24 protein-coding genes and 1 tRNA gene are annotated in these 19,440 nt (G+C 48.0%); 10 read left to right on the top strand and 15 right to left on the bottom strand.

Going from position 1 to position 19,440, the window contains the following annotated elements:
* Positions 1–69: 69 nt before the first annotated feature.
* Both QVC96_RS07830 and QVC96_RS07835 read right to left on the bottom strand, forming a co-directional pair.
* Positions 70–363: a hypothetical protein gene (locus QVC96_RS07830; RefSeq protein WP_287688811.1), complete on the bottom strand. Its 294-nt coding sequence runs from the start codon at positions 361–363 to the stop codon at positions 70–72.
* A gap of 251 nt (positions 364–614) precedes the next feature.
* Positions 615–1,418: an MBL fold metallo-hydrolase gene (locus QVC96_RS07835; protein ID WP_287688812.1), complete on the bottom strand. Its 804-nt coding sequence runs from the start codon at positions 1,416–1,418 to the stop codon at positions 615–617.
* A 307-nt stretch (positions 1,419–1,725) separates the two neighbouring features.
* On the opposite strand from QVC96_RS07835, the gene QVC96_RS07840 reads away from it, so the two are divergent.
* From QVC96_RS07840 to QVC96_RS07860, 5 genes are all read left to right on the top strand, one after another.
* Positions 1,726–2,400: a hypothetical protein gene (locus QVC96_RS07840; RefSeq protein WP_287690539.1), complete on the top strand. Its 675-nt coding sequence runs from the start codon at positions 1,726–1,728 to the stop codon at positions 2,398–2,400.
* 110 nt (positions 2,401–2,510) lie between these two features.
* Positions 2,511–2,603: transfer RNA gene (locus QVC96_RS07845), tRNA-Glu, on the top strand.
* A gap of 276 nt (positions 2,604–2,879) precedes the next feature.
* Positions 2,880–3,209, top strand: coding sequence for a hypothetical protein (locus QVC96_RS07850; protein ID WP_287688813.1), 330 nt, complete (start codon positions 2,880–2,882; stop codon positions 3,207–3,209).
* Positions 3,148–3,585, top strand: coding sequence for a hypothetical protein (locus QVC96_RS07855; RefSeq protein WP_287688814.1), 438 nt, complete (start codon positions 3,148–3,150; stop codon positions 3,583–3,585). Before QVC96_RS07850 ends, QVC96_RS07855 begins: the two co-directional genes overlap by 62 nt.
* Positions 3,586–3,868: 283 nt before the next feature.
* Positions 3,869–4,372 carry a hypothetical protein gene (locus tag QVC96_RS07860; RefSeq protein WP_287688815.1) on the top strand — a complete coding sequence of 168 codons (504 nt, stop codon included), beginning with the start codon at positions 3,869–3,871 and terminating at the stop codon, positions 4,370–4,372.
* 308 nt (positions 4,373–4,680) lie between these two features.
* Here QVC96_RS07860 and QVC96_RS07865 read toward each other — a convergent pair whose 3' ends face one another.
* The gene (locus tag QVC96_RS07865) at positions 4,681–5,049 is read right to left on the bottom strand and encodes a hypothetical protein (protein WP_287688816.1); all 369 of its coding nucleotides are present in this window, start codon (positions 5,047–5,049) and stop codon (positions 4,681–4,683) included.
* Between the two features lie 103 nt (positions 5,050–5,152).
* Entirely contained in the window at positions 5,153–5,350 is a 198-nt protein-coding gene (locus tag QVC96_RS07870; protein ID WP_287688817.1) for a hypothetical protein, read from the bottom strand.
* Between the two features lie 83 nt (positions 5,351–5,433).
* Between QVC96_RS07870 and QVC96_RS07875 the strand changes: the two genes are divergently transcribed.
* Both QVC96_RS07875 and QVC96_RS07880 read left to right on the top strand, forming a co-directional pair.
* Entirely contained in the window at positions 5,434–6,081 is a 648-nt protein-coding gene (locus tag QVC96_RS07875; RefSeq protein WP_287688818.1) for a hypothetical protein, read from the top strand.
* 449 nt (positions 6,082–6,530) lie between these two features.
* Positions 6,531–7,790, top strand: a complete 1,260-nt coding sequence (locus QVC96_RS07880) for a radical SAM protein (RefSeq protein WP_287688819.1) — start codon at positions 6,531–6,533, stop codon at positions 7,788–7,790.
* Between the two features lie 235 nt (positions 7,791–8,025).
* On the opposite strand, the gene QVC96_RS07885 is transcribed toward QVC96_RS07880, so the two are convergent.
* The 3 genes from QVC96_RS07885 to QVC96_RS07895 are packed head-to-tail and all read right to left on the bottom strand — an operon-like array spanning position 8,026 to position 9,072.
* Positions 8,026–8,427, bottom strand: a complete 402-nt coding sequence (locus QVC96_RS07885) for a hypothetical protein (protein ID WP_287688820.1) — start codon at positions 8,425–8,427, stop codon at positions 8,026–8,028.
* Entirely contained in the window at positions 8,400–8,813 is a 414-nt protein-coding gene (locus tag QVC96_RS07890; protein ID WP_287688821.1) for a hypothetical protein, read from the bottom strand. Before QVC96_RS07890 ends, QVC96_RS07885 begins: the two co-directional genes overlap by 28 nt.
* Positions 8,794–9,072, bottom strand: a complete 279-nt coding sequence (locus tag QVC96_RS07895) for a hypothetical protein (RefSeq protein WP_287688822.1) — start codon at positions 9,070–9,072, stop codon at positions 8,794–8,796. The genes QVC96_RS07890 and QVC96_RS07895 overlap by 20 nt, the downstream gene beginning before the upstream one ends.
* Positions 9,073–9,486: 414 nt before the next feature.
* Between QVC96_RS07895 and QVC96_RS07900 the strand changes: the two genes are divergently transcribed.
* A complete protein-coding gene (locus QVC96_RS07900) occupies positions 9,487–9,714 on the top strand; it encodes a hypothetical protein (protein WP_287688823.1) in 228 nt (75 codons plus the stop codon).
* Between the two features lie 161 nt (positions 9,715–9,875).
* Here QVC96_RS07900 and QVC96_RS07905 read toward each other — a convergent pair whose 3' ends face one another.
* Both QVC96_RS07905 and QVC96_RS07910 read right to left on the bottom strand, forming a co-directional pair.
* A complete protein-coding gene (locus QVC96_RS07905) occupies positions 9,876–10,874 on the bottom strand; it encodes an AAA family ATPase (RefSeq protein WP_287688824.1) in 999 nt (332 codons plus the stop codon).
* A gap of 160 nt (positions 10,875–11,034) precedes the next feature.
* Positions 11,035–12,030, bottom strand: a complete 996-nt coding sequence (locus QVC96_RS07910) for an alkaline phosphatase family protein (protein WP_287688825.1) — start codon at positions 12,028–12,030, stop codon at positions 11,035–11,037.
* A gap of 267 nt (positions 12,031–12,297) precedes the next feature.
* Between QVC96_RS07910 and QVC96_RS07915 the strand changes: the two genes are divergently transcribed.
* Positions 12,298–13,512 (top strand): MFS transporter, encoded by a 1,215-nt coding sequence (locus tag QVC96_RS07915; protein WP_287688826.1) that lies wholly within the window; start codon positions 12,298–12,300, stop codon positions 13,510–13,512.
* Here QVC96_RS07915 and QVC96_RS07920 read toward each other — a convergent pair.
* Positions 13,447–14,715, bottom strand: coding sequence for an RNA-guided endonuclease InsQ/TnpB family protein (locus tag QVC96_RS07920; RefSeq protein ID WP_287688827.1), 1,269 nt, complete (start codon positions 14,713–14,715; stop codon positions 13,447–13,449). The two genes, QVC96_RS07915 and QVC96_RS07920, sit on opposite strands and share 66 nt — an antisense overlap.
* Entirely contained in the window at positions 14,693–15,259 is a 567-nt protein-coding gene (locus tag QVC96_RS07925; RefSeq protein ID WP_287688828.1) for an IS607 family transposase, read from the bottom strand. Before QVC96_RS07925 ends, QVC96_RS07920 begins: the two co-directional genes overlap by 23 nt.
* Positions 15,260–15,382: 123 nt before the next feature.
* Here QVC96_RS07925 and QVC96_RS07930 point away from each other — a divergent pair, with 123 nt between their 5' ends.
* A complete protein-coding gene (locus QVC96_RS07930) occupies positions 15,383–15,514 on the top strand; it encodes a hypothetical protein (RefSeq protein ID WP_287688829.1) in 132 nt (43 codons plus the stop codon).
* Position 15,515: 1 nt separating this feature from the next.
* Here the strand turns inward: QVC96_RS07930 and QVC96_RS07935 are convergent, their stop codons facing one another.
* The 4 genes from QVC96_RS07935 to QVC96_RS07950 are packed head-to-tail and all read right to left on the bottom strand — an operon-like array spanning position 15,516 to position 19,420.
* Positions 15,516–16,418, bottom strand: a complete 903-nt coding sequence (locus tag QVC96_RS07935) for an energy-coupling factor transporter transmembrane component T family protein (protein WP_287688830.1) — start codon at positions 16,416–16,418, stop codon at positions 15,516–15,518.
* A complete protein-coding gene (locus tag QVC96_RS07940; RefSeq protein ID WP_287688831.1) occupies positions 16,393–17,745 on the bottom strand; it encodes an ABC transporter ATP-binding protein in 1,353 nt (450 codons plus the stop codon). The genes QVC96_RS07935 and QVC96_RS07940 overlap by 26 nt, the downstream gene beginning before the upstream one ends.
* On the bottom strand, positions 17,745–18,404 hold the full coding sequence (locus QVC96_RS07945; RefSeq protein WP_287688832.1) for a hypothetical protein: 660 nt from the start codon (positions 18,402–18,404) through the stop codon (positions 17,745–17,747). Before QVC96_RS07945 ends, QVC96_RS07940 begins: the two co-directional genes overlap by 1 nt.
* Positions 18,401–19,420 (bottom strand): YncE family protein, encoded by a 1,020-nt coding sequence (locus QVC96_RS07950; RefSeq protein ID WP_287688833.1) that lies wholly within the window; start codon positions 19,418–19,420, stop codon positions 18,401–18,403. The genes QVC96_RS07945 and QVC96_RS07950 overlap by 4 nt, the downstream gene beginning before the upstream one ends.
* Positions 19,421–19,440: the final 20 nt, after the last annotated feature.

The following is a 19,440-nucleotide window of genomic DNA, read 5'->3' on the forward strand; positions in this document are numbered from 1 at the left end:
ACGTGTTAGTACGTTAGGATTCAGCGGTGACCTCAAGCAGGTAACTAAGTTTCTCTTCCGGAGGCTGGCTCACTCCTTTGGTATAACACCTTTCTCGCGGGCGGTTCTCTCTATTTCCTGGAGTATCTCATCTATTCCCTCCACTTTCCACCTCGACTTAACGTCATCTAGGCTCTCCTTCTTTTCCTGGTAAACCTTTATCACAACCTCGCTCACTAGCCTGTGTGCAGGGCTTCCGTGACCCGTCTTTATCCCAGCCCTCTGGAATAGGGCCCTTAATGTAGGGCTCTCCTCAATCTCGTCCACCACACACAGGGGTACATCCTTAACGTCCACTTTAGCGGACTTAAACTTCCAGCTCATATCTTGGTGTGTAACTCCTACACTAAAAAGGGTTTTCTAGAAGGATGTCAAATCTTCTTGGAGCAAGGGGGATTTTGGTTCGTTCAAGATGTCGAGATCAGAGTGCGCTTTAATGATGTCAGGTAGTAAGGTGTCAGGAGGCTAACGATACCAGAAAGCCTGCCTGAACTTGCATGGCCTAGCTCGGCTTGTTGTATATTTCACGTTAATGGCTCCTTAAATACACAACTATATGGGATAGCCCCTGGCATTTATCCAAGGTACACTACTCCCCTACTCTCGACTCTTATCTCTCTGGCTATCTGGCTCAGGATAGACTTTGCAGTCACAGAGTTAAGGATAATGTTGACGGGTTTCAACTCATTTCCCCTCCCTGTTCTCTCCATGACCCTGACCACCACCTCTTCAGCGGTGCCACCCTGAGAGATTGCCTCCTTCACCCAGCCCACCAGCTTCTCCCCATACCTCACGTTAAACTCCAGTAGTTCCTCCATCTTTTTCTTCTCGTACACTGGACCGTGAGAGATCACCACGTTATCCAGAGACCTGAGAAGTTCCTTAACGAGGTTGAGCGACTCCATGGCAGACCAGAAATCCACGTAGAAGGGGAAGACAAACCCCTCAAGAACCTTGCTCCCAAAGAACGCATCCCCCGCATACAGGGTGTCCCCAACGATGTAGCCGGTGTGACCGGGCGTATGGCCGGGGAGTTTAACAGGTTGAATCTCGGAGGGAAGAGACGTAGAGATGGAGTCCGTGATGGGCTCCTTCACCAGATCGTACGAGAAGACTGAGGATGAACGAGAACTGAACCCGTACGTCATTGCCCTTCTTCCCAGTAGGGACAGGGCCCACATGTCCTCGGGGGGCAGGAACTTGATCTTTCCCCCAAGGAGACCAGCGATGTGGTCCATGTGACCGTGAGTTGCCAGCTGAACCTCCGCCTCCAGGTTAAGGGAGGAGTTCTTCCCTCCCTGGTCTATCACTATTCTACCTTCATACACAAGAGTGTTGGGGCTACCCGGGTGGACCTCTACGTTCTTGTCAAGTTTCATGGAACAAGATATTTAAAGCAGTAGTAAAAAAGATATTGGAAAATCGTGGTGTCGTCAAACTTGCATAAATTCGTCTTATGACCTCGTACCTTCGCATTGAATTCCTTGAAACTTCAAAAATGCCAACATGACGACACTATGTGGAAAATCAACATGTTGCACCCCCACAAATCTATTTGGTAACGCCGTGAAGATATGTCAAACTTCACCGAGGTTAATAATATTCTCTGATGGTAATAGAAGCCAACCTGATCACTGGAGAGAAATATTTATATAGATCACAAAACAAGTTAATATCTGACATAAAATGAGAAGATACCTCAAATCGAGAAGGGCAATCTCAGGTGCAGTAACGGCACTGATCCTGGTAATAGTCAGCGTGGCGTTAGCCCTTGCAGTGGCAATCTTCGCCTTCGGCATTTTCGGTACCTTCAATGGGGCAGGCTCCGGAGTCCAGGTGTTAGGTACACCCACAATCCTGAATGTCACTGACGCTGCTAATGTTAATAATCATTATTATTATTATGCCGTAATTGAAGTGACCGTAAAGGATGGGGCATCGACTAATGCAATATTAAATACTATAGAAATAGGCTCGCAATCATATACCTTGAATAATAGCATTTCTAAAGCATCTGCATCAGGAACAAAAGCATCTGCATCAGGAACAACATATTATTTGCCACAGCCTTTTCAATTTGCAATCTTAAATGAAAGCGTATATGCAAAGTTTAGCACCAGCATCAATGGAGTAGAATTGAATTCTACGGGAGCACATATAGGTACTATATCGGATATACCTGCTGGATCAACAACCACCATATATTTGGTAGTTGATTTGGGCACGACGCCTCCAGGTCAACTATCCTCCACTAACGTGGGAAGCACCGTACCCATAACCCTTCAGTTCAATGCAGGTAGCCTCTCCCCACAGGTACCTGTAGATGCTCAACTCTCAGGTAGTGCCTATACTTCTTCCTGAACCAAGTCTATTTCCTAAAAATATAGTCAAATCTTTTTCTCCTTTTAAGTTTTTAGACTTATTAGTATGTTAAGGAGTAACTTTATAAGAAGTCCTGAATTATTAATAATGCCGCGGTAGTATAGCCCGGTCAAGCGTGAGCGCCGGAAGTATGCAGGCCTCTCAAGCCTGTGGCCCGGGTTCAAATCCCGGCCGCGGCACCATCCCAATTTTGATAGGAAGCTAAACAGCCCGTTTATGAAGTTAGTGCTTTCACGTAGTTCAGGATTTGTCCGCACTTCACCACTCGGTTTAAGGGTAATCCTCGTTCCTTCCCCTCCTCAAGGATAACATTACTTTATCCAGGAAACGCAGGTAGGCCTGATACCCCTCGAGGTCAGGAAAACCCAACCATCACGTTCACTGTACTTCCAACAGAATCAATTTAAAAAATGTGAAAAATTATAAAGACCTAAGCAAATACTAACACAGTGGAATAAATGACTCAGGAGATAGGAAAACAGAACCTACCTCAGGAATTTAGCGTAGGAGATTTGGGTGGGATTGCCACTATCTTCCTGGGATCTCTTCAGATCCTGAGAGACATTGTGGGGCTTGATCAGGCAAAGTGTGTAGAAGATACTTTAAGGAACTGGAGAAGTTCAGGTCAACTGACCGGGAGTGCAATAGTTAGACCCAACGAAACCATCAGGCCTGCAATCTCCATGGCTAATGGAGTCATGTCGAACGCAGTGCCTTTACCCGACCTTGGGTCATGGAGAAATAGTCAGGACCAAGGACGGTTACATGGTTTACCTGGGAAGGATTAATCCCAGCTGGACGGAAATGGTGGTGGCACAGGGCGGTTTCTACAGGCCGGTTTTCCTTGGAAAAACCTTCATCAGGAAACTGGGGGAGGCCCTGAACAGTTCCAGGGATATCCTGAGCCTGAACCTTGGAATGGCAGGCTCCTCCCTGGATCTGCTTGAATTCGGCGGAGTCGTTCTAGGACCTGAAAACGACGTTTACTCCAAGGGGTGGGTGAATCCCTATTCCATGGGCCAGTGTAACTCCACGGGGGATTTGGTGAGCTGGCTCGCTAATTTCGCCAACGATTTTCTCAATACGGAAAGGGCCACCGTCATCCCGCACGGACAGACTCCTTTTCAAGTTCAGGGCTACAACACCCACCGCATGGAGCTATGATAGGAGCCATTACTACTATTCCACTAATCCATGGAAACTTGCGCCAAATCTTGTTGCCATAAGCGAACAACTACCGGATGTTTACGCCACGGTTAGCAGGGGGATCTTTCCAGGGACGCCAGTTCATGCCGTAATCTCCATCGCCTCGTTCATAGGAAAATTCATTAGCCTTCAGATCCCGGAATTCTCCATCAGGGATATCCTGAAGGTAGGGATCGGGGCACCACTGCAGTCTTCCAATGCGTGCCCCTCATGCTCACAGTACGGGGACTTTGCGCAGATAGTGGGACTGGCCTCAACCCCCAAGATTGGGCCCTTCGCTCTCAATGGGCAGGACCTTTACGTTTCCCTGACAAGACCGGACCTGGAGCAAATGACGGTGGACGACATAGCGGAGTATTACTCCGCGGTGGGACTGGGTCGGGTTATGAAGCTTGGCCTGTCCTTTGCCCCTATCCTGGCTCAGGTCTGGGATGAACTAAAGGGGAAGTATGGAGACGTTCTAGCCTACAGGATCACCTCCTTCATCCCCGTCACTGATAGCCTGGATGAGGCGAGGACTAGCGCTGGAGAGGTAGCCCAGATTCTGACCAAGATCTACGCCATGGCAAAGGAGGCCCTTCAGGGATTATCCCCAGAGCTCAGGGGAGAGGCCATGCGAAATCTGGACGTCTGTTTCCAGGAGATAGCCTATCCCTTTGGTGACACCCAGGAACAGGTGAACGAGATTGTTCAATGCACAGTGGAAAGCGTTGGTTGGGTGAAGACCCTTTTTCCCAGGCCGTGATGAACAGGTTCCGAGTGATGTCACTAGGGGGCTATCTATCCCAACCTTACGGATGGGATCTTTGTGGAAAGGTTGACCAATTCCTCCCCTTTACTCCCCGAACGATGAAGAGCAGGAAACCCATCAAGATTAACTAAGGTATTAATCGTGGGGCAAGAGGGAATTTCACACAGAGGCAAGATAGAAGTAAGCTTGGTTGATAAAGAATTTCTCTATTTCTCTCTATACCCAATAGAGCAACTACAGTGGTGTTATTAAGGTATTAGTTCTGGAACCAGTTCTCTACCACTCCAGACCCACTCAATGTCTCAAAGCTCCTGTTTACCTTGATTGCCCTCTTCAACCTCTAGCCTGTCCCTGAAAGATGGCTCGTTGAAACTCACGACGATACATGCCTGTGTTCCAGGAGGAATAGACTTTGGAGTGGTCCCAAGCCCACGTGCCCTTCTCGGGCAACGTCCGAGTTCTCTAAACGTGTTCTTTACCCTGTCTCTCACGGAGAGCGCAACGTATATTTCTGAAGATATCAAACCCGTGCCAACGCTAGCAGTTTTTCTTCTGGCATGGGAACATGAGGAGGTCACTGGAAAACTCACAAGTACTAGCATAACTTCATCTTTCTTCCGGAACATCCCGTTCACGATCCTCCCGCTCTTCAATCTCCTTACTCTCCACAAGTTTTGCTCTCTCCTCCGTTTATCCGTGTTAAGGGCGTGTCTGGGGCATTAAGGCAGGAGAATCCCCTTTGCGTAAATCTTGAGATCCTTTTACTCACGCTCTTCAATGTTTCGCTCCCTTCGCGAACTCCCGCACCTCCGCATAGGTAGAGTTAACTCCCTGCCTCTCTCCCGTTCTTAACCACGCGATTGCACGAGGTACAGGAACATCTCTGAAACTGGTTTCCTTCACCTCTTGGCCATGAGCATACTCCTTGGGTAACAGATTTACCTTAATGAGGATAATACGAGAGCATTTCATAACCCATATATAGGTTTCACGTATTATAGTTAGGGATATCTAAAGTGACGTCAGCAGAGGTGTTGCGGTCGTTTTCTGACTATATGGAGTGGAAAATTGAAAAAGCTTCACATAAACTTCCTAGGGAATTGATCAGGAAAATGGAAGATTACTTGATAGATAAATATGCTGAAGATATTATTGAAATAGGGGAATTCATCACGGCTTTTACTACCAACGAGAATCTACTGGAAATGATCTCTGAGAAATATAAGATAATGAAGGAGGATCTTGAGTTCTATAACTCTATCATTGAACATAATACTGTGATTGGAGAATACAAGGAAATGGCAGAGGATAAATTAGGAAAGTTAATAGATGGATTGAGAAAAAACCAGGACAAATTCGTAGAGGAAGCATCTCAAAAATATTCTGGCGTCTTCATCATTTCCTACTACACACTTTATCTCCGCCTCATAACCCGTTTGTATCTTATGCTGAAAGACTTGAAAATTAAAAATCCAAATGTAAGAACCGTAGATTCACCCGAAGAAAGGAAGATTATTAGCCTGATAAATGCTGAGGTGTTTCTTTTTGCGATACCAATCCTCGTGTATTTAAGAAAGGGTAAAGTGATGGGAGAAATAACGACCCTACAAGGTATAATGTTATACCTTATAACCCAAGGCGAGAACACTGTAAATCCCAATTCTCTAGGACATAGGCTATTCCTGGCTGTTTTTAATGATTAGAAAGGCTGTGTTCGTGGATACCAATGTAATAATTTCATGGCTATTCGAGCCTGGTAACACGAATTTCAGTCTCGCAAATAAAGTGATAGAGTGTGTAAAATGGGAAGGGAGGGAAACCCAAGGTTCTAGAGAAGACCAGTGCAGAACTGGCTACGATGATTTTAGATCCCTTTTAATGACCTTCAGGATCCTAACTGACAACTTAGGGGCTGATTGGGATTCCTTAACTCTCTCCATACATTTCTTGGCTGTTCCCATACATATCTAGCATGTAATAATATTCCCGCGTGAGTGTAAAGTTTTTTACTTTTGGACTTTACATCTTCACTTCCGTCATCCGAGAGAGCTCAGATGACCTTCAACGGCAATATTTGCCTTGCTTACTTGGGCAGACGGCAATATTTGTTCAAGATAAATTGATTTAAATTGTTCTCTACATCAATAGAGCCATGCTCCGAAGTCTTCTGGAAATAATGGATCGATATCCGGATCTACCAAGGGAGGTAATCCTGAAGGAGAGCATTCTCCTGAACGGATTGAGCTTCTCAGACAGCGCCCTTCAGGCCAGTTACCAGGAGAAGGCCTACTACCTTTTCACGTTCGATCCAGACGATCCAGAACACGTAAAGGGAAGGGGAAGGGTTGTACCACAGGAGGTGAGAATCTCAGGAGGTCCACTGGGGCTGAGAGCCACGGTCATTCAGTCCAGGCACTCCTCCAGGTCTCCCTTCAGGGTGGACCTTGAGGAAAATCTCAAGCTCTTTGTGGATGGACAGCCCATAGCTGACGTGGAGTTCGTCCCAAGGCCCTCCTACTACGGTCAGGCTCTCAGGGACGGGATAAGGGTGGAGGAGGTTGCTCCAGCGATTTACTGGGGAGAGACTGCGGACGTTACGGCGTACAGGATATGCGAGTACTGGAACGTGAATCAGCAATGCAAGTTCTGCGACATTAACGAGAACTTCAGGTCGTGGGGTCATCTCAGAAAGGGACTGGGTGCAGTTGTTCCCAGGGAGTTAGTGGCTGATGCGGTGGAGGTCGCGTCCAGGGACCCTGGGGTGAGAAGATATCTCATCACAGGCGGAACAATCAGGGATGGTCTCAAGGAGGCTGAATTCTACCTTCAGTACGTCAAGGAAGTTGAGGAGAGAGTTTCGTCCCTTCCAGCCAGGTTAAACACTCAAGCGTTGAGGGTAGAGGTTTTACCCAGGTTCTATGAGGCAGGAGTTGACTATTATCACCCGAACCTGGAAGTGTGGGACGAGAAACTGTTTGCGCTCATATCCCCGGGAAAGAACCTCAACATTGGAAGAGATGAATGGATAAGGAGGACTGTTGAGGCAGTGAAGGTGTTTGGAGTGGGAAACGTGAGCCCCAACTTCGTTGCGGGAATTGAGATGGCCTACTCCCCTGACTTCCCGCACGGTTTCAGGAAGGTGGAAGAGGCTGTGAAGTCCACGGCCTCGGGAATAGAGTTCCTCATGTCCAGGGACGTGACTCCCAAGTTTGATACGTGGGGTCTGGAACCAAGGTCATGGTTCGGTATCCACGGAGTCTCACTGCCACCCCTTGAGTATTACCTGGAACTGTACAGGGCTTACAGGGATTTGAGGAGGAAGTACGGAATGCCGTGGCCGAGAGGTCTTGGGGAGGCTGGGCCTGGCGTTTCCAGGGTACCAGCTTCCGGGTTCATGGATGTGGAGTTCTAGCTACTTGAAGGGCTGAAGGGTTCAGTGCCGAGGACAACGTGAGATCTCGGAAATCCAGCTACCTGAAGAACCCTTTCTCCACCAGATGTTGCGGAGTAACAAATGGTAACGTTCTAACGTTAAGCTCACTTCTTTCATTCCCATCACCGAGGGCCTGGATGAGGTGAGGATGAGGGCTGAGGAAGTGGGCGAAATCTAGGTGAAGGTCTGCATGGCAAGGGAGGCCCTCTTTTTATTAGGTTAGATTTATAAATCTGTAATTACATTTCTTTCTAAAATCTTTCTCCTCTGAAAGTATGTGAAACGTAATGATTACCATTTTATTCTTTTCCTCTGCAATAATGTTTAGATGTATATCTTTTATTAAAAAACAGAAACTTCTCCTGTGAGAGGATTCGCATGCACTGGCACAGGTGCTTGTGTCGTAATCCCCGGTAATCTTATTGTAACATTGAAGACAGGAGTAATCATCTGGGTGCTCACAGACAAATTCTAAAGCCTTACAGATGTACTCTGGAGAGATATTTCTATTTCTGAACAAGGCTTTGATTTGCTTCAATGTCTCTTCCAGCTTTTGCCTTTTCTGTGGACTTCCAACCATCCAGCATTCTATTTCGCAATCGTCAATGTGATCCATGATGCGCTCACGCAAGGATTTCCCAGCTGGTCTCTCATATCCGTATAAACATTCATGTTTGTAACACTGGCTCTAATAACATATACCTTGTCATTCACGGTGATCTCTGTTTCGCCCTCGTGCAAAACCTTCATTTCCATCTTGGCCGGAGAATGAGAGACAAGTTTCATGGGGTTGCACATCTCTCCCATCCTGGGACTATCTGAGCTGACCACCACGACCGGGTTAACTACGCTCGAAATATTCTTATAATCAGGTGTCGCGTAAACAGCAATGGGAATCAGGTATACTGTGAGCTCTACATTCTCGTTGTCTGTCTTGATCAAGATTTTTGCAGGATCAATTCTCTTAACTTCGAATGGAGACCTACTTATCTGAAGGGTCATCGTCTACTCCCTCATATTCAATATCCACGCTCACTATTTTCCCTTCCCTGTCGCGAAAGACCATTACAAAGGCCTCATGAGACTCCACGTTGAATGGTTCGTTCGTGGATAGTCGTATTATTATCCCGTATTTATTATCCACAACTGGATTTGCAATTTCATGTTGATGTAAAGTACCCTGAGCCTGAGGAACGAAGTTAAAAGCCTCGCGGACTCCTGTGAGATTTAAAGATTCTCCATTCGAATATATTTCCTGCATGTGATTATGTCTCCGCGTTAGTCTAAAAGCTTTTGGTGTTTTAACTTGGAGATTACTCCATTTCGTTGCGTGTTTCACGTTAAACACACAACATGGTAGTTTAACTTACCTTTACAATCACTTCAATCGCACCGGAGCGCTTAGAGGGCTTTCATCCAGCAATATTTACTCTCCCCACACGGACAGACGGCAATATTTATTCATAATAAGTTGATTTAAATTGTTCTCCACTTCAATAAAGTTATGCTCCAAAGTCTTCTGGAAATGATGGACCAATACCCAGATTTGTGGCTACCCAACATTGTTGTATATTTGAGGAGCCTTTAACGTGAAATACGCAACAGACCAGCCCCAGATCTACCAAGGAAGGTCATCCTGAAGGAGAGTATCCTCCTGAACGGGTTAGGCTTCCTCATGTCCAGGGACGTGACTCCCAAGTTTGATACGTGGGGTCTGGAACCAAGGTCATGGTTCGGTATCCACGGAGTCTCACTGCCACCCCTTGAGTATTACCTGGAACTGTACAGGGCTTACAGGGATTTGAGGAGGAAGTACGGAATGCCGTGGCCGAGAGGTCTTGGGGAGGCTGGGCCTGGCGTTTCCAGGGTACCAGCTTCCGGGTTCATGGATGTGGAGTTCTAGCTACTTGAAGGGCTGAAGGGTTCAGTGCCGAGGACAACGTGAGATCTCGGAAATCCAGCTACCTGAAGAACCCTTTCTCCACCAGATGTTGCGGAGTAACAAATGGGTTAAACTCAAGGGCGATTCTGGCCACATGATGGAACACGGAGAAAGCGACTCACCTATATAAGGTCATTGAGGGCGCAGAACCTCATCATCCTATCGTGAACTTCGTACACTTCATTGATCTTCTTCACGTAGAACCAGTCCTGAAGTGACCTTAGGGCCTCCCTGAGCACCTCGTCGCTTGCGCCAACCGCTCTCTTCAGTTCACTCCACCTGCTCGGTAACCTCTTCACTATTTCAAGGTACATATCCCTGTTTCTCCTTCCCCTCAGAAAATGGGAGAAGGACTCCTTGAGAACCTTACATGCCTCCATTCTCGTCTCCTCCATGGCCCTCTCGTGATCAAGTCCCTGATGCACCCTGAGGTAACCATACAGGGTGAGCCATCCAGGTATTCCATCGAGTTCACCCACAACCTCGTCCACTTCAGGAACTTTCATCCCGCCCTCCTTAAATCCCCTCCTCAGGAACTCCCTCGACTGGGGTTCAGTGAAGGGCTTTAACTCCAGCCTCACGGGCTTCCTTCCCACCAGGGGAGATCCCTCAGGGGGAGATAACACGACCCTGATCAGCCCTGTCATGGATCCTGTAAACACGAAGGTGACGTTGGGAAATGAGTAGAAAACATAGGAGAGGATATCCCACAGCTGTTTTGTCACGGAGCTTAGCTCCTGAACCTCGTCCAGGATCACCACCACTTTGCCTGTCCTGGAAAGTTCGCCAAGAATATCACCTATGACCCTGCTCCTGTTCCTCAAGGTCACGGAGGGTAACGGCCCAAGGGTCAGGGAGTCCACCCTTGAGAAAATTCTCCTTGAAAGCGGATCCTGAAGACTCCTGCTCAACCTCTCCAGAAGGTCACTCAGGTTTCGAGCTCCCCACAGGTTCACGTAAACTGACCTGGACCCCTTGAGTGTGGCCTTGATCAAACTGGTTTTTCCAACCATTCTTGGTCCTAGGACCACGGTCCACATACCCTGTTTCACAAGCCTGGCAAGCCTCTCGGCCTCCTCATCCCTGAAGAGTAGCTCCCTGAGATCCTCCTTAGGCCTCACGTCGAACAGAATAACTCAGCACCCCTGAGTACTCAGCACCCCTGAGTTAAAATAGTTAAGGCTAGACGCCGTAAGTGATAAGGAATTTTGGAGACGTGATCGAATGCAAAGCTGACAAAAGAACGTTGCTCATGTTCAGAAAAACGATCCTTTCCAGAAACTATTTCTGCCAGACTACGAGGGGTATCTCCATTTCCTCCTTGGTCATTCCGCCGTGAGATCCCCTGTAACTCATCTCCTCCTCATCCTGCCAGTAGGAGTATAGCCTGTTATCCACGGGAACCCCAGCGTAATCGGGAACGTTCTCGCCTCCCGTTATTTCCCTGAGTTTCTCCCTGTCCAGTGTAATCAGACCATACTTAGAAAGGTATTCACTCGGGTTCCTCCTGGACATTATCATCAGGTTCCTGTGATCCCCGAAGGGTGGTAGATCAGCATAGTCCAGTATATCGTTCCCAATGATCACGTTGCTCTCTATGGGTACGTGTCCGTGATCCGCTGTCATGATGACGGAGTACTTCTCCGAGAGATCCCTCCCAAAGGTCTCCACCAGTCTGTAAACCTCCACGGCAGTCCTCATGGTATGCTCGGAGTAGGGTCCGAAGTGATGGCTCACGGAGTCCACGAAGGGAAGGTAAATGAACATGAACCTGGGACTCCTCCTCTCTGCGATCTCCCTCGCCTGGGTTAGGGCATCCCACGGAGAGTAATATGGGGTAACGTTCCCCAGCATGGACCTGAAAAGGGTTGAGGACGGTCTCATGGCAGGGGCCAGCACCACGGAGTCTCTGGGAAGATAGGGTTCGGCCTGCATCAGGTTTCCCATCTTCACCTCATCGTTTCCCAGGAGGTTCTCAATCCTTCCCTCTTTCCTGTTGAGAACCCTCCATCCCATTATCCCGTGCACACCAGGGGGAGTGGCTGTGAGCAGTGTGGTCAGCACCGTGACCGTAATCGTGGGAAAAACAGAGTGGATCCTCTCCGCTTTGATCCCAACTCTTTCAGCCAGGGAGTAACCCAGTCCGTCAACAAGGACGAGGGCGATCCTCTCCTTTTCGAGGTTGGCTATTCCCACGGGGGATCTCCCATAAAGTGCGTTCCTTACCTCTAGGGAAAGGGTATAGATGCTTTTATTCAGATCTGGTTCCACGCTCATATGTGTGGATAAAACTACACATAATAAGAATTTTCTAAATAGTTAAAATAGTCTATATAGAAATATAGAGATCTTCCTATAGTGTCATGTTAATGTGTTAATTTCTTTCCAGAAGTTAAATGCAAAGTCAGAAACCAAGGCTAGTTTGATGGCATCATGGATCTCCTGAACGCGAAGATCTACATAGTTTTCGTGAACTAAATAGACTCTTTAGTTCTAAATATTTTATGTAGAGTAAACTTTTTTTATAAATGATCTGAGGCCTTTATGAAACCTTCCAATCCGTTGAAGGATTACGAGGAGAAAAAGCTGGGAATATTCCACCTTAAGACCACCCTCTTGGCAGGGGCCGGGCAGATAGTTGATGGTTACGATTTAACCGCTGCTGCTCTGGTTCTCTCCATTGTGGAGGCGTCTTTCTCTGGCTACAACCTGGTTCAGCTATCCCTTATCCTCTTCCTCAGTATCACTCTGGGGAACATAGTGGGTGGGATTCTCTTCGGGTATTTGGTGAGACACGGAAGAAAGAGGTTCTACGGGATAGATGCAACACTCATGACGCTGGGGGCCCTGTTGCAGGCATTTGTTCAGAGCCCCTACGAACTTGCAATTCTCAGGTTTCTGCTGGGAGTTGGGATAGGGGCCGATTACGTTCTGTCTCCCCTGATAAATGCTGAGTACGCCAACAGGAGGGATAGGGGAAAGCTCCTGGCTCTCGCGGGTGGATTCATGTGGAATGTGGGGGCCCTGCTCTCCGTGGTCGCCACCATAGCCCTGGAACCACTTGTACCCCAGGACGTGCTGTGGAGGATTGTTTTAGCCTCCGGTTCAATTCCCGCCATTGCGGTCATATACGGGAGGAGGAAGTTTCCTGAGACCCCTCAATACCTGGCCTTCGTGAAGGGCGATTTGAACGAGTTAAGGGAAAAGTACGATGTTTCAGCTGGATCCATCAGTTTGAGAAAGGCGTTTCTAAGGACGTTTGTCCCCACTTTAGTTTTAGCCTCGCTGACGTGGTACCTCTTTGACGTCTCAGCTTACTCCGGTGTTTTCTTTGGACCCAGTGTGATAGCGAAGGACCTAGGTGTGAATGGCCTGGTTTTCGAGCTTATCATCCTGGGCGGATTTGCGGTTCCGTGGAACCTTGCCAGCGCAGCATTAAATGACAGGCTGGGGAGACGTTTACTTCAGGCAGTGGGATTTGCGGGAATGGGTACCTTTACCCTGCTCTTTGCCCTTTTCTTCGGCAAGATCATGGCTGTGGAGTCGCTTCTGCTCTACGGGTTCAGCACAATATTCTCCCAGCTGGGACCAGGAACAGTGGTGGGATTCTGGGGAGTGGAGCTATTCCCCGCAGAGTTAAGGGGAATAACGCAGGGCATTACCGTGATGTCAGGGAGGCTTGGGGTTTGGGTCTCATTGAATTTCATGTACTTTGTATTCAATTCTCGACCCTTGGAGTTCACCGAAGTCGCGGATTGAACCGTTCATCCTTCTCACTCCCATTAGGGGGATAACCCCACTCACCTCACGGTGAGGAAACCCCCACATCCTGAGGTTAAACCTGTTCAGAAACCTCCTCATTATGTTAAGTGACGCGTTGAACTGCCTATCGAGGGTGAACCCACACCTCCCGCACCTGAAGGTCCTGCCAGCCGTTCGGGAAACCCATCCACATCTGGGGCAAGACCTGGATGTGAGGTGCGGGTTCACCTCCACCACTCTACAACCGTATAGGGGAGCCTTATACTTCAACACGACAACCAGTTTCCTCCAGACAGTCCTTGAAAGCTTACGTGATAAGGATTCGCTGGCGTCATCGAACATACCTTGCTTATTCAACCTCTCGAAGACCAGAACATGATTATTGTATAGCTCAAGAATGAAGTTAGCCAACTTATGAAGCAAATCGTTAACCCTATTCCTCTCGCGATGAGAGTACCTCTCCATCAGTCTCTTGCCACCCTTCAACTTTCTAGAGGCAACTGACTGTACCTTAGCCCTCTTGATTTGCATGCCATACTTCAAGGAGTAGAGTTGCTTCATAGAGATTGTGATGAATTTCTCGCCATCGTAACCGTCGAGTGAGAAAAGATTGGAATCGAATGAAACAGCATCGAGGGGAGTCGTCATTGACAATTCCTTCCTGAACACCAGGTACACTTTATCCTCCTTGATCACCGGTTCTGTTAACTCCATTCCCTCAACCCTCTTAGAGAACCATCTTCTATCCCATGAGTATCTGATGTATTCGTGTGGTTTCACGGTTATCCTAACACTTCTACCAATGATCTTCCTCAACGTGGTTTTCACCCTCACGTAACCCTTCCTCACAAGCGGTGGTTTGAACTTACTTCTCCCCTTCTCAAATCTCCTCCTCCACGACTCTAGGATAGAGTACACGTCGTGAATAGCTTGGTCAACGTAGTGTTTTGCCAGTCCCTGCGCGTTTTGGCTCATCAAGTATTCTCTCAACTCTTTGTATATTTCCTTCTTTTTTGGTAACTCTACTCTTCCATTCTTCACGTTAACTTTGTTGAACACGTACTTTATTCCCTTATTTAGTAAGTTCACGTATGCACGAATTAGTTCTTTGCTTCTTTCCTCCTCATTTCTTATCGCATACGTTAAATGTATGTATTCTTTTTCTGGCGTAAAGGTTTTAATTCTTAAGTTCTTCAACACATTTCTTCACCTTTTCACGCTCATGACCTCTCGTTCCGCCATAGAACGAGACTAGGATACTGATCAAGTCTTCAATTAGTTCCTGTTCTGGATCCTCTTTTTCGAGCACCACTATCTCGCAACCGTGTGCCCTGCATACTTCCTCAAGTATCTCGAATCCGAATCTCACCAATCTATCTGGATAAGCCACGACAACCTTGTTTACCTCGTTGTTTAGTATCATTCTAAGTAGTTTCTGGAACCCTTTTCTCCTCATGTTCAATCCAGATCCCATATCAGTGATAATGATGTCGTGTTCCGGAACCCTTTCCTTCAAGTAGTTCACTTGATTCACCAGGTCATTGTGTGCGTCTGATGACACCCTAGCGTAAAGTACCACTTTCTTTTTCCTTATTATTCCTGCCAATCTCTCAACGTCCTCCTCCCGAAATCTCATTTTCCCAGATGGTAGTTTCTCTGGTTTTATGTACCCTTTTTTCACGTATTCCTGCAATGTTCTGTAGGAGATTCCCAGTCTCTGGCAAACTTCCTTGGGCCTCAGCATTGTATTTGATTTGTATACAAAGTATTTAAACTTCACGCTCTAACGGAAACAGTTTTCAACGGCGTCCTGACCACAACGTTTCTCTTTCCAATCATTATTTCAAGTTATGGTATAGTGGATACAATGATTCTCCTGGCCGGGCTTTCATTTATTGCAGTCTTGGTGACCACGTTGTTACCGGAGCCCAATCAGGTGAGCCTTGCAGAGAGGGAGATTCAGTTGAGAGGCGTTCAGGACGTTGCCGAGGAAAAATGACTTACCTGAAGGGGATGGCCGGTATGAGTCCGGCACCAACTAGGACCAGGTCCACAACAGTTAGGAGGATGACGAGCGTTATGACAAGTTCGTCTTTCCTGTCTAGCTTCCAGTAAAGTCTCCTTTTTCCCCTCATGAATCCCCTGGTTTCCAGCGCAAGGCCAGTTAGTCTTGCTCGTCTAAACAGGAAGATGGCCACAGGTATAAGCGATCTGTACAGCGCGCTGACCTTGTAAAGGGGTCCCTCCTCTCTCAGCTGTTGAAGGTTGTAGGCATCCTCCATCACGGAGAATATCCTGGGTGCAAAGGCCATCCCCACCATGATGGAGAGGGTGAGGGATCTGGGAAATCTTATGCTCTCCAACGCCCTAACCACGTCTGTGGTAGTGGTGGTAAGAAGGAAAAGCGATGACGCCAAAAGCATGGCCCATACCCTCATGGAGACCTGAAACCCATACTCTAGGGCTTGATAGCTCAGGTCAGTCACATACCCGAGATACCTGAAATAACCTGGAAACGTCCATATCACACTGTATGAGTGAAAAACTAGGTTAATTGTGTAGGGTGGGGTGAACACGGCAAATCCCCAGCTCATCCCAACTATCTGCATGAAACTGAATTCCATTATCGCCCTTAACCTCCTGAGGGGGACGAAGAACATGCTCAACGTGACTCCCTCAAGAGCTCCAATCCACCATATTGATGAGGACGCTGTGATGGTGATCCCAGCTATGAGGACCAGCTTGGTCAATGGATTGAGCCTGTGTAATAACGTGTTCCCAGGGATAAACGAGGTCAGCCTCTGAAAACCGTGAAGTCCCAGCACCTTGAAGAGGAAATAGATAGGTGTGAAAGTCCCGAAAATCACCAGAAACCAGCTAATTGCCTGATCCTGTAAGTTCAAGAATGTCACCTGTTAGCTTCCTAACGGTTCCATTTTCAAGGAGAAGGATTTGATCGGCAAAGCTTCTGGCAAAAAGGGGATCGTGAGTTGATATCAGAATTGTCTTTCCAAGTCCCCTAAGTTCGTCCCCGAGTCTCAACCTGCTCTCTATGTCCTGTCCCGTGGTGGGTTCATCCAGAAGAACGACCTCTACACCGCTGGCCAGTACGCAGGCCATGGCAAGCCTCCTGGCCTGACCGGTGGAGAGATAAAATGGATCCTCATCCCCATAACCTTGAAGGCCAAATCTTTTCAGCAATACCTCCACGTCAGTCCTCCCGGTACATGATGCCAATTCCTTGGCTACCGTGTCCCTTGAGAACAACAACTGAACGTCCTGGGGAAGATAGCCCACGACTCTTCCCCTCTGCCTTGGGGATAACTTCGAGATATCCTTTCCATTCACCAGGATATATCCCTCAAAGTTGAAATTTCTGGGCAGAAGTCCCGAGATTGCCCTCAGCATGGTGGTCTTCCCTGATCCATTCCTTCCAAGAAGGGCGTTAACCCCGCGTGGAAGCTCCAGCGATGTGTTCAGGATAACCCTGTCCCCGGTCTTCACCTGGATCTTGGCCAGGAGGGTGATCCCGTTATCGGAACTGCGAGTGGAGGCAGACGGATACTCGGTCGGGATCTCTACCTCACCAATCTCTCCATTAACCAGTGTTACCACCTTGTCTGCGATCTTCCTGAATTCAGGCTTATGTTCCGCTATTATCGTGGTGATCCCCAGTTTGCCTATCAACTCAAGTACCTGTCTGGTCTCCCACGGGTCTAGATTGGATGTAGGCTCATCCATGACGAGCAGTTCTGGCTCCATAGCAATTACGCTGGCCAACATAACGACCTGCTTCTCCCCCAGGGAGAGTTCCCTGATCTCCCTGTGAAGCAGGTGTGATATGTTCAGGAGGCTGGCCACTTTCCTGACTTTAGATTCAATTTCCCGAGGGGAATAACCAAGGTTCTCCAGCCCGAAGCCTATTTCGTCCATCACGTATTGGTGGACCAGCTGAGCGTCAGGATCCTGAAATAGACTGCCCACCACCACTGGCTGGCCCTCTCCGGGAACAAGTCTCCTTCCTCCCATCCTTATCTCTCCCCTGACCTCCGCCTCCACAATGTCGGGTATTACCCCATTAAGCAGGTTGAGGAAAGTGGACTTACCAGATCCAGTCCTTCCCTGGATCAGGACTATCTCGCCCCCTTTAACCTCCAGGCGGGGTATCTTTAACGCAGGTCTCCCCTTACCTCTGTAGATCACTTCAACGTCTCTGATCTCCAGGAACACTAAGTTACCACCCGGCTTACCCTGTTGGCGAGGAGCGCCGATATCCCTCCTACAAACACGTCTCCAGGAATATATGTCACCAGAAGATAGAGGACCCTTGCCTGATCAGGAACAAATCCGAAGATCAAAGGGGCCAGGAACCCATACGTTAAAAAGGGGTGGACGAAGGAGAAAGCAAACCCCAGGATCGCCCCCTCGAATACCGTCAATACTGTACCCCTGGTTCCATGCCCGAAAATTTTCCCCTTTGTAAGGAATATCGCCACATCCGTGAGCAGGCCGTAGGTGAGAATGTCCTCGATTAGCCAGAGAGGTTCGCCCGTAAATCCAAAGTGAAGAATATCTCCAACAATATCAAATACGGCCATGGTGAACATTCCGGATCCAACCTTTCTCACCACCCCCACAGTCAGGAAGAAGAAAACTATTCTGAGCCAGACGGGAGGGTTAACTATGGGGTAGATTCCCGCGGGGAGGAATATGGAGTCCCCGAGCACGTGATCGGCAATTGCAGTAACGGCTCCCCCCACACCCATCACAGCCAGATCCACGGCGGAAAACTTTGGCCTGGCCTTCCTCAGGATTAAGAACGCTGTGATCGTGGCTAGAATGAAGTAGCCTAGAACTAGAGGAAGTGGTGTGATCCCGGGTTGAATCATCTCCTTTTCACCGCCAGCACTCCCAGGGCTACAACCACCACCACGGCCACTAAGGCGAGGATGTAGTAACTGGTAAGGCTGTTACTGGGGTGAGATGAGGGAGCGGAAACCGGAATTACGGAAATGGTATTAGACCCGTAGTTCATTACGTAAATTTCATGGTTCTCCGGATCATATACTATCCCGTTTGGCGAGTTACCCACGGTGATCAGACCTAGCGAGTGGGTCTTAAGGTTCATAACTGCAACCACATCGTTCTTGTGCGCCACGGAGAGGTAGAGCGAATCGTTGGCCGGCACGTAAATCATGTAGGAGTATCCGTTAACCCCGAAGGTTGGAATACTGAAAACATATAGGATTTTTCCTGTAGTTGCATTAATGATTTCGACCTGCTGGTCGTAGGTAGCTATGGCCAGCTCATCTGGGGGTATGAAGGTCATCGCGTCAACGGTGGTGTCGTTCAGGGTGAAGTTATATACCACCTTTAAGGTATTGAGCGAAACTCCGTAAACAAGGTTGGTGTCATATCCGCCCACATACACTATGTTGGTGAGGTTATCATAGGCTAATGCCTGTGGACCGTTCATCACGGTGATAGGCGTAACGTTTCCACCCGGAGATATCACGTAGATCTTATCCCCGTACGACGCGGTTACAACCACGTAATTATCAGTACTTATTATTGAGGGGAATTTGCCCACCTGCGGTACGTTGTATGTTGAGATCACACTCCCGTTCCACTTGATCACTGGGCCTTTCTGGTAAACAATGTAGAAATATCCGTCCAAGTAGGCTATCCTGAACGGGACCGCCCCGCTGTATGAGGGAAGGCTGTAATTTTCAATTATTGACGAGCCTCGAACTACCTGGAGCATGTTGCTGGACTGAGCGATCACGTAAATCTCTCCATTCACATAGATCCCGTAACTGGGTCCCTCCCCTGAGCCAATCTGAACCTGAATTGCGCTCATTGCAACGAGCAGAAGGGAAATTAGAAGGATGAGAAATATTTTCATAGGTATATAAATGTAGATAG

Origin of the sequence: Metallosphaera javensis (ex Sakai et al. 2022), assembly GCA_021654415.1 — an archaeon.
GTDB lineage: Archaea > Thermoproteota > Thermoprotei_A > Sulfolobales > Sulfolobaceae > Metallosphaera > Metallosphaera javensis.

What these genes read in the sequence shown, in the direction of transcription:
- QVC96_RS07850 (WP_287688813.1), top strand. Translation starts at nt 2,880, where the DNA reads ATGACTCAGGAGATAGGAAAACAGAACCTACCTCAGGAATTTAGCGTA.
- QVC96_RS07890 (WP_287688821.1), bottom strand. Translation starts at nt 8,813, where the DNA reads ATGACCCTTCAGATAAGTAGGTCTCCATTCGAAGTTAAGAGAATTGAT.
- QVC96_RS07925 (WP_287688828.1), bottom strand. Translation starts at nt 15,259, where the DNA reads ATGCTGAGGCCCAAGGAAGTTTGCCAGAGACTGGGAATCTCCTACAGA.
- QVC96_RS07945 (WP_287688832.1), bottom strand. Translation starts at nt 18,404, where the DNA reads ATGATTCAACCCGGGATCACACCACTTCCTCTAGTTCTAGGCTACTTC.
- QVC96_RS07870 (WP_287688817.1), bottom strand. Translation starts at nt 5,350, where the DNA reads ATGAAATGCTCTCGTATTATCCTCATTAAGGTAAATCTGTTACCCAAG.
- QVC96_RS07835 (WP_287688812.1), bottom strand. Translation starts at nt 1,418, where the DNA reads ATGAAACTTGACAAGAACGTAGAGGTCCACCCGGGTAGCCCCAACACT.
- QVC96_RS07885 (WP_287688820.1), bottom strand. Translation starts at nt 8,427, where the DNA reads ATGGATCACATTGACGATTGCGAAATAGAATGCTGGATGGTTGGAAGT.
- QVC96_RS07880 (WP_287688819.1), top strand. Translation starts at nt 6,531, where the DNA reads ATGCTCCGAAGTCTTCTGGAAATAATGGATCGATATCCGGATCTACCA.
- QVC96_RS07900 (WP_287688823.1), top strand. Translation starts at nt 9,487, where the DNA reads ATGTCCAGGGACGTGACTCCCAAGTTTGATACGTGGGGTCTGGAACCA.
- QVC96_RS07895 (WP_287688822.1), bottom strand. Translation starts at nt 9,072, where the DNA reads ATGCAGGAAATATATTCGAATGGAGAATCTTTAAATCTCACAGGAGTC.
- QVC96_RS07840 (WP_287690539.1), top strand. Translation starts at nt 1,726, where the DNA reads ATGAGAAGATACCTCAAATCGAGAAGGGCAATCTCAGGTGCAGTAACG.
- QVC96_RS07915 (WP_287688826.1), top strand. Translation starts at nt 12,298, where the DNA reads ATGAAACCTTCCAATCCGTTGAAGGATTACGAGGAGAAAAAGCTGGGA.
- QVC96_RS07910 (WP_287688825.1), bottom strand. Translation starts at nt 12,030, where the DNA reads ATGAGCGTGGAACCAGATCTGAATAAAAGCATCTATACCCTTTCCCTA.
- QVC96_RS07830 (WP_287688811.1), bottom strand. Translation starts at nt 363, where the DNA reads ATGAGCTGGAAGTTTAAGTCCGCTAAAGTGGACGTTAAGGATGTACCC.
- QVC96_RS07950 (WP_287688833.1), bottom strand. Translation starts at nt 19,420, where the DNA reads ATGAAAATATTTCTCATCCTTCTAATTTCCCTTCTGCTCGTTGCAATG.
- QVC96_RS07875 (WP_287688818.1), top strand. Translation starts at nt 5,434, where the DNA reads ATGGAGTGGAAAATTGAAAAAGCTTCACATAAACTTCCTAGGGAATTG.
- QVC96_RS07930 (WP_287688829.1), top strand. Translation starts at nt 15,383, where the DNA reads ATGATTCTCCTGGCCGGGCTTTCATTTATTGCAGTCTTGGTGACCACG.